This window comes from Streptomyces sp. NPDC055239, from assembly GCF_053606205.1.
In genome coordinates this window covers 662,102-677,597 of the sequence record NZ_JBSGRD010000001.1, presented here as the reverse complement: position 1 = coordinate 677,597, position 15,496 = coordinate 662,102, and the positions used below count along the sequence as shown (strand labels likewise).

Genomic DNA, 15,496 nt, shown 5'->3' with positions numbered 1-15,496 from the left:
ACGAAGTCCGGCCTCACGGATGGGGCCGGTGCCGCGGTGGGGGTCAGCTCAGTGCTTCGAAGACACCCTGGCTGGTCTTGCTGTTCAGGACCTCGGTCAGGTCCTGGTTCTCCTTCGCCAGACGGTTGGCGGAGGTGACGTTCTCCTGGAGCGCGTCGATCATCGTGCTGATCTGGACGACGACCTTCTGCGCCTCGGAGTTCCAGCTGCGGAAGAGCTTCAGCAGAGCCTGGCCCTCGTCGCCGCCGACGCCCGAACGCGCGGCGATCTCGGCGACGTTGTTCTGGACCTTCTCGACCTGGCCACGGGCCGACTCCAGGGAGGTGACGCCTCCCAGACCCTTGGCATAATCCGCTTTCCTTGCGGCGCTGTCCGCCATGTCGCGCTCCTTTCGTTCAGGCGCGTGCATCGCACCGTTCCCCGCTGAGGCTAGAGAGAACTCAGTGATTTGCGCAACGCGAGTGGGGAAGATCTGAGCATCGGCCGACCATCGGAATTCAGCTCTATGGCAACGGAGTTGTTGCAAGATTGCAGCGGGGTGAACACACGTGTCGGCCGATCGGGCGCGCGCGATGTGGAGTTCGGCGCCGCGGATCGCGAAACGGGCGGAAGGCGGGCACGGGAAGAGACCGAACGGGCATGGGGAAAACCCCGATTCGGGCCTTGGCCCGGAAATCCGTCGGCGAGGTCACTCCTGAAACATCTGAGCTTCTTCTGAGCTTCGCGCGTGCGCATCCGGCACCGTGAAGACGCCGATGTCTTCACTAGATTCACACTACATGAGTCGGATCGAGGACGACTTTTCCCTTCGATCGTCCCCTTTCCCTTTCTTCGGCGCGCTATGTACGCCTTGCCCGAATCCGCACGGTGTGTCAACTCCGAGATGCGGTAGCCGTCTTGCCCGCGTCATCGTTCTCGCCGCCCTTCTTCTTCGCCCGGTCGGCGCTGCCGCACGCCGGAGCCGTGACCTTGGGCTCGGCGGCGCCGGACGCGGCGGCCGGGTCGAGGTCCGCGCCGGTCGGCAGGGCCGCGAGGAGCGGTGCCGGGACCGAGCCGATGTCCCCCTCCGTGTACCCGAGTGCTTCCAGCGATTCCTTGGCCGAGAGGCGGTACTTCACGCCGTTCTCCGCGACCAGGTAAGTGGTCCCGGCATGCGCGGCGCCGCTCGCGTGCAGCGCCCGGACCAGGGCACCGTGACCGGGTCGGACGATCGTGGCGTCCGTGGGGACGCAGGCCGGGCTCAGCGGCTCGGCGCTGCCCTCCGACACCGCGACCGGGGCGAGCCGGGACAGCGGCACGAGCACCGACCGGATCCGGGCGCCGCCGTCGCCGCCGTCCACCTGCGCGCAGAGCGCGTTGCCGCGCGTCGCGGACTGCGGGGTCGGTGGCGCGTCCGGCAGCTCCGCGGACGCGACGGAGCCCGGGTTCTTCGCCCGGTGTTCGCGCAGCACGGCCGCACCGACCGTGCGCACCTCGGGCGACTCCCCCTGGTAGGCGTCCTTCTGGGTGGCGGGGTCGCCGAGCACCAGAGCGGCGCCGAGCCGGGTCAGCGGCACCGTGCCGTCCTTGCGAAGGAGGTGGTAGGTGCTGTCGCCGCCGGGCACGCTGACCTTGAACAGCTGGCCGATCCGACTGGCCTCGCCCCCGAGTTCGGGGCCCGCCTCACCGCGGCCCGGCACCTTCGGCGGAGCCAGGGCCGGTCCCGGCGCCAGCGCGTCGAGGAAGGCCGCGGAGACCGGCATCGGGTGCTTGGAGCCGTAACCGAGCGCGTTGCGGGCGTCGGACGCGCGGTCGAGGGCAAGCCTGCTCCCCCGCCACACCAGGTACTCGGTGCCGTCAGGGCCGCGTACGAGCACCCCGCGGTCACTGTCGACGTCCTGGGAGTTCAGCGGCGACCCGGCCACGACGCTGGTGGCCCCGGGCTTGTTCACCCCCGTTTCCGCCACGGCACCGGAGGTGTCGGGCAGCGCCCCGCCGGGCCCGGTGACGCACATGTGCCAGGCGCCGGAGTCGAGTTGGCCCGCGCCGGGCACGGTGTCCGGAGCCCCGGGGATGCCCACCGGGGTGCCCACCGGGACGTCCTCCAAGGAGGCGGTGCGGACGTCGACGGCCGTCAGGTCGGAGCCCCCGATCAGCCGCGCCGACGCGTAGTTGCGCACCGGGTGCAGGGTGCCGTCGGTGTCGGTCCACAGATAGCGGGCGCCGGTGTCGCTGTTGACCACCAAGTGCTTGCCGTCACGCCAGCTGTCGTTCCCGCCGGGGCGCAGCAGGCCGTAGACGGTGGTGATCGCGCCGATCAGGACGGTCACCAGGATGCCGAAGATCACGCCGCGTGTGGTGCGCCCGAGCGGGCTCTCCGGGGCGTCCGGATCGGCCGTCAGCAGGCCCGAACTGAGCCTGCCCATCATGAAACTGTGGGCGTGTACCTGGTCTCGTTTGGACTGCACGGCCTCTCCTACGACTCCTTCTCCGTGTCCCGGTGTGCGGGCTCTTTACCCCGGTACGGGATCCCTCTGTCCCGGTGTGCTCAGCCGAACAGGCCGCGCAGCCAGCCGAAGAGCCCCGCGACCCAGAGACTGAGCGGCATCAGCGCCACGGCGAAGAGGGTGTGCGCGAGTTCCCCGGCACGGCCCCAGTACGGCAGCACCCGGCGGCCGGGGATGACCCAGGCGGCGACCACGAGTGCGGCGGCCGCGGCGAACAGCACCGCGAAGACCACCAGGCGGCCGGTTCCGTCGCTGTCCACCGCCCAGGCGCGGGCGAGCAGCAGCAGCCCCCAGACGCCGGGAACGGTCAGGGTCAGCCGCTGCCCGATGTGGACGAGGCCGCGGCAGTGCAGGAGGAGCAGCAGGCTCAGCACGAGGGAGGCAAGCACCTCGGGCAGGCTCGGGCTCTGGGTGAGGACGAGCAGGGCGGCCGCGGCGATGGTGCCGGTGGCGGCGAAGAGCGCGGTGACCCAGCGCCCCGCCAGCTCGGTGCGCTCGGCGACCTCGTCGCCCGCGTAGGGCTCGATGCCCTCCTGGAGCTGGGCGGCGGTGGACGGCAGCGCGGGCAGCCGCAGGCCTGCCAGCTTGAAGGCGAAGGGCGCCACCGCTCCGGCGGCGAGCGTGACCACCCCTGCCACCACGGCCACCGAGGCCGAGGCGCCGAGGCCGGTGTACCCCATCATGGCCCCGGCGATGGCGGTCGCCACCGAGACGAGGGCGGTGGCAAGGAGGGCCGGGGCGCCGACCGCGGTGGCGGCGAGCGCGAGGACCGCGCCGCCCGCGCCTGCCGCGCCCGCGGCGAGCAGCCGCGCTCCCGCGACCTTGACCGCGTCCGGGCCGCTCAGCTCGCCGCCGGGCAGCAGCCAGCCGGCCAGGGCCAGGCAGGGCGCGACAAGGAGGCCGAGCGCGTTCGCGGAGAGCCGGTCGCCGACCGCGCGGCTGGCGGAGCCCGCGCCCGCGAGCAGCAGCAGCCCGGCCAGGGCCGCGCAGACGGCCCTGAGGGAGCCTGATTCGGTCACGCCGGGCCAGAGCACCAGCATGAGGGCGACCGCCACGGTCGCCACCGCGGTGCCCACCAGGAGGCCGCGGGCCGCTCCGGGGTGCCAGGTGTGCAGCCGCCGGCCCGCGGTGTCGGCTATCCCGTCCACCAGGTCGTCGAGCCGCGCCTCGGGCAGCGCCTCGGTGTGCGGGCGCAGGTAGAGCACGGCGCCGTCGGCGAGCCCGGCGCGGGCCAGGGTGGTCTCCTCGTCGAGCGGGGCGTCACCTAGTTGCTGGAGCACCCAGCCGGCGTGGTCGAGACCGGCCTCCTCGACCTCCTCGCCGACATAGCGCAGCAATGTGGGCAGGAGATCGGCGACCGGCACATCGGCGGGCACGGCCAGATCGACGGACACGCTCGGCGCACGTACGGTCAGGCGGCACAGTTCGGCCACCGCACTGTCGGTCATCAGCTGAACTCTCGTCTTCCGTGGAGGCTTTGTCTGGAGGACTTCCCCGGGAGTGGGGACGTGCGAATAGTACGGAAGACGCACGGGGCCAGGAACGGGGGTGCCGGGCCGGGGAATTGTGTCCGCGCCGACCGTGAACACCGCCCCGCGTGGACAGGTCGCGTTCCGTGAATGCAGACTACTGCCTACGATGACCGGGTCGTACTACGGACCGGTTCCATTGTCCCGCAGAGAGTTGTCCGTCAGGGGAGTTGCCCCTTCCCTCGCTATCCACCCGAATCTTTCACCCGGCGTTCACCGCTCCATGCGGGACCGGGACAATCAGCGCGGTGCGGGTCTTTTCCCGCTGCCGAGAGCCCCGGTATTAGCTGCGGGCCAAAAAGCCAGTGAAACCGGAGGTTCTGTTCCTTGAGCGTGGTGCTGTTTCGCCGGCCGGCCCGCAGACGCGGACCGGAGATGCCCGAAGGGCAATTGACCCTTCAGGAGCCGCCGGTCCTTGCCGAGACGGTTCCGGACACCTCGGCTATATGGACCTATTTGCCGATGGCGCTCATGTCGGTTTCGATGATGCTGATGTTCCTGCGCCCCGGCGGCGGGAACGGCGTCTTCATGTATCTGGCGATGGGCGTCATGGCGCTCTCCGCCGGTGCCATGCTGCTCGGTCAGATCATGCGCAAGTCCAGCGAGCGCAAGCAGCGCCTGAAGGGCGAACGCCGCGACTACCTCCGTTACTTGGCGCAGACCCGCAAGCGGGTCCGGGTCACCATCACGGAACAGCAGCGGGCGCTCGCCTGGCGTCACCCGGAGCCCGCATCGCTGCGCTCACTGGCCCGCACCTCACGGCTGTGGGAACGCCGCCCGGCCGACGAGGACTTCGGCGAGATCCGTCTTGCGGTCGGTGAACAGCAGCTCGCGCTCGCCCTGAACCCCGTATCCACCCGCCCGGTTGAGGACCTCGAACCCCTCTGCGCGCACGCCCTGCGCCGCTTCATCCGCGCCTACTCCACGATCCCCGAACAGCCCCTCGGCCTCTATCTGCGCTCCTCCGCCCGGGTCCTGCTCCGCGCCGACGAGACACCTGACACCGGGACCTCCGAGGCCTCCCAGGCCGACACCGAAGCGGTACGCGCTCTGGTGCGCGCCATGCTCGGGCAGCTCGCGGTGTTCCACGCGCCCGAGGAGCTGTGGATCGCCTTCTGCGTCAGCGACGAGCGGCGGCCCGACTGGGAGTGGGCCAAGTGGCTGCCGCACGCCCTGCACCCGTACGAGGAGGACGGCGCGGGCCAGGTCCGCCGGATCACCGCCGACCTCACCGAGCTCGACGACCTGCTCGGCGCCGAGTTCGCCGAACGCCCCGGCTTCGACCCGGAGGCCCGTCCCGGCCGTGACGAGCCCTACACGGTCATCGTCCTTGACGGCATCACCGTCCCCGAGGGCCACCGCTGGGAGGGGCACGGCTACCGCAACGCCCTGGTCCTCGACGTCTCCGGTGCGCTGCGCTGGCGCCCCGGCCGCAACACGCTGCGGCTGACCGCCGGGCCCGACCAGGTCAGCCTGGTGCGCACCGACCGCAGCCGCAAGGAGCGCTCCGTGCCGCTCGGCAAGCCCGACCGGCTCGGCCGGCACGGCGCCGAGTCGCTGGCCCGGCTGCTCACCAGCCGCCGGATCAGCCTGGGCAGCGACATCGCGCAGCCCCTGGACAGCGACGTCGAGCTGACCACCCTGCTCGGCATCCCCGACCTGCACCGGCACGACCCGCAGACGCTGTTCGACCGCAACACCGGCTCCGCACGGCTGCGGGTGCCGATCGCGGTCGGTGTGGACGGCCGCCCGGTGGAACTCGACATCAAGGAGTCCGCGCAGGGAGGCATGGGCCCGCACGGCATGCTCATCGGCGCCACCGGCTCCGGCAAGAGTGAACTCCTTCGCACGCTCGTCCTTGGCCTCGCCCTGACCAACTCCTCCGAGACGCTCAACTTCATCCTGGTCGACTTCAAGGGCGGCGCCACCTTCCTCGGCCTCGAGGAACTCCCCCACACCTCCGCCGTCATCACCAACCTCGCCGACGAGGTCGCCCTGGTGGAACGTATGCAGGACGCCCTGCACGGCGAGCTCATGCGCCGTCAGGAACTGCTGCGCTCCGCGGGCAACTACACCTCCGCCCTGGAGTACGAGCGGGCCCGCGCCGCCGGGGCCGATCTCGCCCCGCTGCCCAGCCTGTTCGTGGTGGTCGACGAGTTCAGTGAGCTCCTCTCCGCGCACCGGGAGTTCATGGACCTGTTCGTGATGATCGGCCGCCTCGGCCGTTCGCTCGGCGTACACCTGCTGCTCGCCTCGCAGCGTCTGGACGAGGGCCGCATGCACCAGTTGGAGAGCCACCTCTCCTACCGCGTCGGTCTGCGCACCTTCTCCGCGATGGAGAGCCGGGGCGTCCTCGGTGTGCCGGACGCCTACCAACTGCCCGCCCAGCCCGGCAGCGGCTTCCTGAAGTCCGGTGTGGAGTCCCTGACCCGGTTCCGTGCCGCCTACTCCTCCGGCACCTACGCGCGCCGCACCGGAGCAGTCGTACAGGCCCGGGTCGCCAGCCAGGTCGTACCGTGGACCAGTGGCTGGGTGGTGCCGCGCACCCTGGAGGCCGCGCCCGAACCGGAGCCGGAGGTCGAGGAGAACGGCCCCGAGGAGACCCTGCTCGACGTGGCCCTCGACAGGCTTCGCGACGCGGGCCCCGCCGCCCATCAGGTGTGGCTGCCGCCGCTGAAGGAGCCCTCGCCCCTTGACGCCCTCCTGCCCGGCGTCGCACCCGTCCCCGGGCGCGGCCTCACCGCCGAAGGCTGGTCCGGCACCGGCAAGCTCCGGGTCCCGGTCGGCCTGGTGGACAAGCCCTTCGACCAGCGCCGCGACCCGCTGGTCGTGGACCTCTCCGGGGCAGGCGGCCATGTCGCCATCGCCGGTGGTTCGCAGAGCGGCAAGTCCACTCTCGCCCGCACCCTGATCGGCGCTCTCGCCCTCACCCACACGCCCGCCGAGATCCAGTTCTACTGCCTCGACTTCGGCGGCGGCGGGCTCTCGCAGCTCGCAGCGCTCCCGCACGTCGGCGGTGTCGCGGCGCGGCTCAACCCGGAGCGGGTGTACCGGACCGTCGCCGAGGTGATGACGCTGCTCGCACGCCGTGAGCAGTTCTTCGTCGACCACACCCTCGACTCCATGCAGTCCTACCGCCGTCGCCGGGCCGCCGGGGAGTTCCCCGACGAGCCCTTCGGCGACGTTTTCATGGTGATCGACGGCTGGTCCACGGTCCGCCAGGACTACGACAACCTGATCCCGAAGTTCAACGAGCTTGCTGCCCGTGGCCTCAACTACGGCATCCACCTGCTCATCACCACCACCCGCTGGGTGGAGCTGTCGGCCCAGGTCCGTGACCAGGCCGCCACCCGCCTCGAACTGCGGATGGGTGATGCGATGGACTCCGAGATCGACACCCGCAAGGCCCGCTCGGTGCCGCGCAGCGGCGGTCGCGGCATCACGGCCGACAGCAAGATGCACTTCCTGGCAGGTCTGCCCCGCATCGACGGGAGCGGCTCCCTGGAGGATCTCGGCGACGGTGTCGCCCACCTCGTCGCCGAGGTGTCCCGGCACTGGACGGGCGCGCCGGCCCCGCAGGTACGGATGCTGCCGCACCGCCTCCCGCTCGCCGAACTCCCCGCGCCCGAGGCCACCGAGGGCGGCGGCATGCGCCTCCCGCTCGGCATCGACCAGGACGCGCTCGAACCGGTCTGGCACGACTTCAGCCGCACCCCGCACCTGATCGTGGTCGGCGACACCGAGAGCGGCAAGACCAACATGCTGCGCCGCATCACCCAGGGCATCACCGCCCGCTACACGCCCGACGAGGCGAAGATCATCGCGGTGGACTACCGGCGCACCCTGGTGGACACCATCCCCGAGGAGTACCGCATCGGGCACGTGATCTCCCTGGACAACCTCAAGGAGACCATCGAGGGCGCGGCCCGCGCGATGAAGACCCGGATCCCCGGCGCCGACATCGCTCCTGGCCGCATGCGCCAGTGCGACTGGTGGACAGGGCCTCGCCTCTTCATCCTGGTCGACGACTACGACATGGTCTCCGGCAGTTCCTTCCAGAGTCCCTTCGAGCCGCTCTTCGAGCATCTGACGCTGGGCTTCGAGACGGGTCTCCATCTCGTCGTCGCCCGCAGCGCCATGGGCGCGGGACGCGGTCTCAGCGACGGACTCATGCGCCGCCTCGACGAGTCCAACAACCCCGCCGTCCTGCTCTCCTGCCCGCCCACTGAAGGCCGCCTCTTCGGCAATGCCAAGCCCCGCAACCTTCCCCCGGGCCGTGCTCTGCACATCGCCCGCCGCAAGGAGCGCCTGATGCAGACGGCGCTGGTGGAGGAGAACCCGGGGCAGAGCGACTGAGGAAACGCGGAGTACGAACGGAAAGTGGGGGCCACCTGTGGTGGCCCCCACTTTCCGTTCGTACTCAGTCCTGTGCCGGTACTCGCGCGTCCGCCGGACGCCATCCCCTTCTGCGGGCCCGGGGAAGCGCGAAAGCGCCCCAGAGGATCGCGAGGACGGCGGCGGAGCCGAGCAGCACGAAGACGGTGGCGCGGCCGGTCGCGCGGTCGGTGGCGGACGTGTCGCGGACGGCCACGGGTTCCGCGGCGTGTTTGGCGCGGGTGGGGGCGCCGGATTCGCCGAGAACCGTGGTGACGGCGGCGTAGGCATCCAACTGGGGGATGTCAGCGGGGTAGGCCGTGGCGGTCAGGCGGCGCTCGACGACCTTGGGTGATTCGTCGGGATGGGCGGAGCGGACCACTGCCGCGGCCCCGGCGGCCTGGGCTGCGGCCACCGAAGCACCCGCGCCGAGATAGTGACCGTCGCCGCGCGGGCCGCCGGAGACCACTCCGGCGCCGGGGGCTGCCAGGTCGATGCCGCTGGTGGGCAGGGAGCCGTCGGGGCGGACGCCGCCGGGAAGCATGTCGGCGACCGAGACGACACCGGGCTCACCGGCAGGCCAGTAGACGCGGGACGGCACCTCCTCCGTACCGCGCGAGGGCGGGTCCGGGGTGGCGGCGGCGATCACGACGGCGCCCGCACGGCGGGCGTCGGCGACCGCTTGGGTCAACGCCTTGTCCCGGCGCGGCAAGGCGACCGCCACAGTGATGACTTTGGCCCGGGCCTCGGTCGCCTCGCGCACCGCCTGTACGACCAGGTCGGGGTTGGCCTGACCGCGCGGTCCCGTGCCGCGCAGGGCCAGGATCTTCGCGCCAGGGGCGACCCCGGCAAGGCGCGGGCTCTCCCCGCCGTTCCCTGCGATGAGCCCGGCCAGGAAGGTGCCGTGGCCCACGCAGTCCTCACCGGCCGCTCCTGCGGCGGTGACCCGGCCCTCGAGCCCGGCGGCGTCGGGGGCGACACCGGTGCCGATCAGGGCGACGGTCACGCCCGCACCGGTGTTGTCGCGGTGCAGCCGGTCCAGATCGAGGCGCTGGCGTGACCAGTCCTGCTTCTTCGCCTTCTCACGGGAGGCGGGGGTGCAGGGCGCGTTCGCGGCGTCCGGGTCGAGCGCGGAGGGCATGCCGGGCAGTTCCTGGCCCTTCTTCCCGTCGGCCGTCGGCGGGCGCGAGAAGGGCGCCGCCTGGGCCGGGACGGCCACGGGAAGGAGCAGGGCGGCGGCGAGGCCGGTGCCTGACAGCAGGCGGGCGGTCCCGCGGGCGTGCGAATTCATCGGGGAGCCGCCTTAGGTGCCGCCGCCACGACGTCGTCGGGGACGAGGATGCGCAGGTCGTCGAGCGTGGGCGTGGCCAGTGAACTGAGGCGTCTCGCCTGGCGGGTGACCATCGTCTCGACCACCTGGCGGGCGAGGCGGGCGTTACCGAAGGTGCGGTCCCGGGGCAGCGAGTCGAAGTACTCCCGCAGGAGCGGTCCTGTGCCGGGGCCGCACTCGTAGCCCATTTTCGCGGACTGGGAGCGCACGATGGTGACCAGTTCCTCGGAGGAGTAGTCGGCGAAGCCGATCCGGCGCGGGAAGCGGGAGGAGAGGCCCGGGTTGGAGGCGAGGAAGCGTTCCATCTCGTCGGTGTATCCGGCGACGATGACGACCACCTCGTCGCGGTGGTCCTCCATCAGCTTCAGGAGGGTGTCCACCGCCTCCTGGCCGAAGTCGGCGCCGCCGCCCGCCGGGGTGAGGGTGTATGCCTCGTCGATGAACAGCACGCCGCCGCGGGCCCGTTCGAAGACCTCGCGGGTGAGCTGGGCGGTGTGGCCGATGTAGCGGCCGACCAGGTCGGCGCGGGCCGCCTCGATCAGCTGGCCCCGGTCGAGGATGCCGAGCTGGGTAAGGACCTCACCGTAGAGCCGGGCGACGGTGGTCTTGCCGGTGCCGGGCGGCCCGGTGAAGACCAGGTGGTTGCTGAGCGAGGGCACCGGAAGTCCTGCGGCCGCGCGGTGGCGGGCGGTGGTGATGAGGTTGACCAGGTCCGCGACGTCGCGCTTGACCTCGGCGAGGCCGACCATGTCGCCGAGCCGGGTGAGCGGGTCGTCGACCGGGGCGACGGCGGTCCCGGCGTCCTTCGCGGCGGCGGTGAGGGAGACGTCCTCGGGCAGCAGCAGCCGCAGGTCCTTCTCGCTGACCTGCGGCAGAGTGGCGAGCCGGACCGCCTGTCTGTCCACCATCTCCTCGAACACCCCGCGCGCGGCACGGCCGTTGCCGAAGCCCGCGTCGCGCGGCATCGCCTCGAAGTGTGCGGCAAGGGCGTCGGCGGTGCCCTCGCCCAGCTCGTACTGGTGCTGGCCGCACATGTTCTCCATGATCGCGACCAGTTCGGGCACCGAGTAGTTCTCGAACTCGACGGTCCGCGAGAAGCGTGATGCCAGGCCCGGGTTGGAGCCGAGGAAGGAGTCCATCTCGCGGGAGTATCCGGCCGCGACCACCACCACGTCGTCGCGGTGGTCCTCCATCAGCTTCAGGAGCGTATCCACCGCCTCACGGCCGAAGTCGGCGCCACCGTTGTTGCTGTCCGAGGTGAGCGTGTACGCCTCGTCGACGAACAGCACGCCGCCGAGCGCCCGCTGGAAGGTCTCGGTGGTCTTGATCGCGGTACCGCCGACGACCTGCGCGACCAGGTCGGCGCGGGAGACCTCCACCAGGTGTCCGCTGCGCAGCGAGCCGAGTTCGGCCAGGATCGAGCCGTAGAGGCGGGCGACGGTGGTCTTGCCGGTACCGGGCGGCCCGGCGAAGATCAGGTGCCGGCTCATCGGCGGCGCCGACATGCCGAGTTGTTCGCGGCGCTGGGCGAGCTGGGTCAGGTTGACCAGGGTGCCCACCTGCTGCTTGACGTTCTCCAGGCCGATCAGCGCGTTGAGGGCGCCGAGCGGGCCGCCTTCGCGGTCCGGCGGGGGTGCGTCACCGGCGCCGGACCCTGCCGGGTCGGTGTTCTCCGCGCTGCCGCTGCCCCAGGCGTCCCGCTTGCCGTTGCCGACGCTGTTCAGGCCCTCGACGGCGAGCCGGTCGCCGGGCGAGGTCTGCACGAGACCGCCGCCCGCGTTCTCCCGGGCGAGGCAGTTCACGAGGGAGACCGGCGCGGTGGACTCCACGCGGAAGCCGTCCTGTTCGCCTCCGGAGACCTCGCAGCCGCTGAGCGAGGCGAGCGCGCCCTCGTTGAGCAGGAAACCGTGGCTCTTCGGGGCGTGGACCGTGGTGCGGTTGGCGGTCAGCTCGCCGCCCGCGGCGACGATCACCCCTTCCTCGCCGGATATCTCGACGCGGAAGTCGCGGACGGTGACGTTGCCGCCGTCCTCAACGATCAGGCCGACGGTGTCCGTATCGGAGACTCCGCCGCCCGCCAGGTAGAGGGTGCTGCCGGAGGCCACGCGCACGCCGGCGCCCTTCGGCCGTACGATCTCGCAGTCCTCGGCGCGGCCACGGGCGTCCTTGGTGGCCGCGATGCCGTCACCGGCGGGCTCCACCAGACGGGCCCGGCGCAGCAGGGGGTTGGCGCCGCCGCGCACCGCGATCGCGGGCGAGCCGCCGATCACTTCCAGGCGGTCGAGCTCGGGCGCCGAGTCCTCTTCCAGGAGCAGCCCGGTCCCGTCGCAGTCGCGGACGGTGAGGCCGGTCAACGCCGGCGATGCGCCCCCGGCGACCCGCACGGCCGCGCCCTGCGCGCTGTCCACCCAGCAGTCCTCGAAGGTGCCGCGCGCCCGGTCGGTGACGAGGACGCCGTGGCCGCGGGTGCGCGAGACCCGGCAGCGGCGCAGCACCGGATCGGTGCCCCCGGCAAGGGCGATCCCGTTGCCGGACGCGCCGGTGACGCGGACGTCCTCCAGCGTCGTACGGCCCGTACTGCTCAGGTGCACGCCGGTGCTGGTGTCGTGCACCACGGTGCGGGTGACCGTGATGGAGCAGTTCTGTTCCAGGGCGATGGAGGGTTTGTCGGTGGAGGAGAAGTCGCAGTCCTCGACGGTGCCGCGGCCCTCTCCGTTGGCGAGCAGGCCGTTGCCGCGGGCGCCGCGCACCGTGCAGCCGCGGACGCGCGCGTCGCCCTCCTCCGCGATGACGAGGCCGCTGGTGCCCAGGTGCTCGAAGTTGCAGGACTCCACGGTGGTGGGCGTGGTCGACGTGACCACGATGCCCGCGCCCTGCGGGTTGCTCACCCGGCAGTCCCGCAGCGCCAGGGAGCCGGTGCCCCCGGCCAGCATCGCGGTCCAGGCCGCGCCGATGACCTCGCAGCCGTCGAGTGCGGCCTGTCCGCGCCGTACGTCCACGGCAGGCAGCTCGGCGTCGCCGCCGCGCAGGGTCAGTTCGGAGAGCATCACGGCGTCGGCGCGCAGCGCGAGCACGCTGCCCGAGCGCGGCCGGATCTCCACGGTGCCCCGCCCCTCGGCGGCGGTGAGGGTGACCCGGGTGTGGATCACGAGGTTCTCCGCGTACGTCCCGGGCCGGACGCTGATCAGCGCGCCGGTCCTGGCGGCCACGAGTGCCTCACCGATCGTCCGGTAGCGGTCCTGGCCTCCGGGGCCGACCGTCAGTACCTGGCGCGACACGCACCAACCTCCTTGCCATGGCTGCGTCTACAGCGGGACGCCCCCTCACGGGGGCGCGTGTGTCGGCGAGCCGACGGTGCCATCATGCCTCGCCCGCGGGAACGGGCGGGCGCCGGGAGCGGTGTGCTCCCGGTCCGGGGCGTCCGGGTCCGGGGCGTCCGGTCAGACGCTCCACTTCTGGTTGTCCCTGCCCGTGCAGCCCCACAGTTCGAGAGGGGCGTGGTTCTCACGGTTGCTGCCGTTGATGTCGACGCACTTGCCGACCACGGTGTTGACCAGGTCGTGGCTGGGGTTCAGCGCGAACTTCTGGGCGTCGGCGCCGTTGCACCGGGCGATCTGGATGGCCGTCCGGTCGTTGAAGTTCGCGTTGGCGACGTCCAGGCACAGGCCCTGAATGCGTACGGTGCCGTCGGAGGCGAACTGGAACTTCTGCGCCGGGGCGCCGTTGCAGTCCCACATCTGCAGCTGCTTGCCGTCGCTGAAGTTGCTGCCCGGTACGTCGATGCAGCGGCCCGAGAGGTGGCTGTGGAAGGAGACGGGGGCGCCGAGAGTCACGCCGCCACCGGCCTTCTTGGGCTTGTCCTTGTTCCCGTCGGACTTCTTCTGACTGGCCTGCTTCTCCGTCTGGGCCTTCTTGCCGTCGTCCTTCGGCTTGTCCTTCTCGTCGTCGTCCTTCGTCGGAGCGGGCGCGGCAGGCTTATCCGGCTTCTCTTGCTTGCCGGACTTGTCGGAGTCCTTGTCGTCGTCCTTGGAACCGGCGTCGGGCTTGGTCTCCGCGAACTCGCCCGGTTCGTCCTGCTCGTCGCCGCCGAGGACGGTTCCGGCAGCCGCCGCCCGTCCCTTGGGGCCGTTGTCGTCGTCCCCGCCGAGCGTCAGCAACGGCACGGACACGAGCAGCGCCCCGGCGACCGCGGCTCCGGCGAGCACGGCCCTGCCCGGCCGTCCGACCGGCCCGGTCCGCTGCTGCGGCTTGCCGATCGCGGTCGCGGACACGGTCCGTACGAGCGCGGGCAGCCGGCTCTTGGCCGCCGCGGCGGCGCCGGGGTCGGTCTCGGTGTCGGACCCCGTGCCGGAGGCGGCCGCCCCGCTCTCGGACGCGGTTCCGGTGGCCTCGGACTTGCCTTCGGAGCCGGCCTCGCTCTTGCCTTCGCTCTTGGCCTCGGACTTGGCGGGCTCCGTGCCGGGCTCGGCTGCGGCTTTCGCCTCCGCGGGCTCGGGCGCGGCCTCGGTCTTCGACTTGGGCTCCGACTTCGCCTTGGGCTCGGTCTTCGACTTGGGCTCGGCGGCGGTGGCCGCCGCGGTCGTCTCCTCACCGTCGGAAGCCGTCTCGGCCCCCTGGGAAGTGGAGGGCTGCTGGGCCGAACGCGTCACGAGGTACTCCCTGTGATGTGGGGCGAGAGTTCAGGAGAGCTGTCGGTCCGGGCCGCGGCCGGCGGGCCGGCACGGTCCACGGTGCCGGAGAGGCCGACAAGGCTGTCGGCCGGGATGAACAAAGGGGCCGCGGCCCCGGCGTTGACCATCAGCAGGGTGCCCGAACCGCTCAGTGAACGGGCCAGCTCCATCGCCGGAAGCCTGCCATGGCGAAGTACCGGGGACATGAACTCGTGTGCAGGTGCGGTGAACAACAGCACAACCGGCTCGCCGTCCTGCCCTGTCGCCGTGAGCGGCCCGCCGTCCGGCGCGCGCACCACGGTGACATCCGCCTCCGCGAGCGCCGCGAGGGCTTCGTCCACCGAGCCGTATCCGGTGGCGGCCCGCTGCGCCGCCGCGTCCACCGGGTCGGTGGGCTCCGGCCAGCCGAGCACCCGTGCGGAGGGGCGGTACGCCGGGTTGGCGCGGTAGTCCCCCACTCCCCCGCTCTCGTCCGACTGCCACTCCCCGAGCACCGCGAACTCCGGCGGTGTCCGCTCCTCGGTCCACTCGGGGTCGACCACGCCGATCCAGTGCCCTGGCGCCCGGCGGGCGGCGGCGCGCACCGCCTCGGGTATCTCGGGTGTGACGGTGGCCTCTGGCGCGTCGTCAACAGCTGGCGCGGGGGCGGCGGCGACCGGGCCGGATCCACCGGACACCACGGACAGGCCGTCATGCCTGCCCTCTTGCCGTTCTCCGGGCCGCATCTCCACCTGAACTCTTCGGTCCGTACGAATCTTTGGGCGCCGCAACATCAGGCGCGCGCCGACACCGATCATACTGATCATGCCGGGAGCCAACACAATGCCATACGGACCCCTCCGGTTGGCGGCCGGGGAAGATCCGTTTCGGTCTTCCGCGTGCCCGTTTGACGCCCGAGTGGGGAACGTTCCGGGAGCAGTGAGGCGTGAACGGACAAAGCGCGAAGGCAGTTGTGGCGCGATGATCGGCTACCGGCCCGGTGACGGGCTAAGTTGTGCACGCCGTCGGCTCCGCCGATGGACAGTGCGTTCCGTCCGGACGTCCGGGCCAGGGCCGTACGGGAAGACCTCGTGGCCCGGAGGCGTCGGACCGGCCCGCGGCCACCAC

Annotated in this window: 8 protein-coding genes; 1 reads left to right on the top strand and 7 read right to left on the bottom strand. The window is 71.7% G+C overall.

Going from position 1 to position 15,496, the window contains the following annotated elements; translation table 11 throughout:
- Window positions 1-43: 43 nt before the first annotated feature.
- From ACWFRJ_RS02790 to eccD, 3 genes are all read right to left on the bottom strand, one after another.
- Window positions 44-379 (bottom strand): hypothetical protein, encoded by a 336-nt coding sequence (locus ACWFRJ_RS02790; protein ID WP_453524375.1) that lies wholly within the window; start codon window positions 377-379, stop codon window positions 44-46.
- Between the two features lie 493 nt (window positions 380-872).
- Entirely contained in the window at window positions 873-2,447 is a 1,575-nt protein-coding gene (eccB, locus tag ACWFRJ_RS02785; protein WP_453524374.1) for a type VII secretion protein EccB, read from the bottom strand.
- An 80-nt stretch (window positions 2,448-2,527) separates the two neighbouring features.
- Window positions 2,528-3,934, bottom strand: a complete 1,407-nt coding sequence (gene eccD / locus ACWFRJ_RS02780) for a type VII secretion integral membrane protein EccD (protein WP_453524373.1) — start codon at window positions 3,932-3,934, stop codon at window positions 2,528-2,530.
- A gap of 456 nt (window positions 3,935-4,390) precedes the next feature.
- Here eccD and eccCa point away from each other — a divergent pair, with 456 nt between their 5' ends.
- Window positions 4,391-8,371, top strand: a complete 3,981-nt coding sequence (gene eccCa, locus ACWFRJ_RS02775; protein WP_453524372.1) for a type VII secretion protein EccCa — start codon at window positions 4,391-4,393, stop codon at window positions 8,369-8,371.
- A gap of 64 nt (window positions 8,372-8,435) precedes the next feature.
- On the opposite strand, the gene ACWFRJ_RS02770 is transcribed toward eccCa, so the two are convergent.
- The 4 genes from ACWFRJ_RS02770 to ACWFRJ_RS02755 form a co-directional block, all read right to left on the bottom strand.
- Window positions 8,436-9,680: a S8 family serine peptidase gene (locus ACWFRJ_RS02770; protein ID WP_453524371.1), complete on the bottom strand. Its 1,245-nt coding sequence runs from the start codon at window positions 9,678-9,680 to the stop codon at window positions 8,436-8,438.
- On the bottom strand, window positions 9,677-12,997 hold the full coding sequence (locus ACWFRJ_RS02765; protein ID WP_453524370.1) for a right-handed parallel beta-helix repeat-containing protein: 3,321 nt from the start codon (window positions 12,995-12,997) through the stop codon (window positions 9,677-9,679). The genes ACWFRJ_RS02770 and ACWFRJ_RS02765 overlap by 4 nt, the downstream gene beginning before the upstream one ends.
- Window positions 12,998-13,159: 162 nt before the next feature.
- Window positions 13,160-14,368 carry a ricin-type beta-trefoil lectin domain protein gene (locus ACWFRJ_RS02760; protein ID WP_453524369.1) on the bottom strand — a complete coding sequence of 403 codons (1,209 nt, stop codon included), beginning with the start codon at window positions 14,366-14,368 and terminating at the stop codon, window positions 13,160-13,162.
- Window positions 14,365-15,114, bottom strand: a complete 750-nt coding sequence (locus tag ACWFRJ_RS02755; protein ID WP_453524368.1) for a type VII secretion system-associated protein — start codon at window positions 15,112-15,114, stop codon at window positions 14,365-14,367. The genes ACWFRJ_RS02760 and ACWFRJ_RS02755 overlap by 4 nt, the downstream gene beginning before the upstream one ends.
- Window positions 15,115-15,496 lie beyond the last annotated feature (382 nt).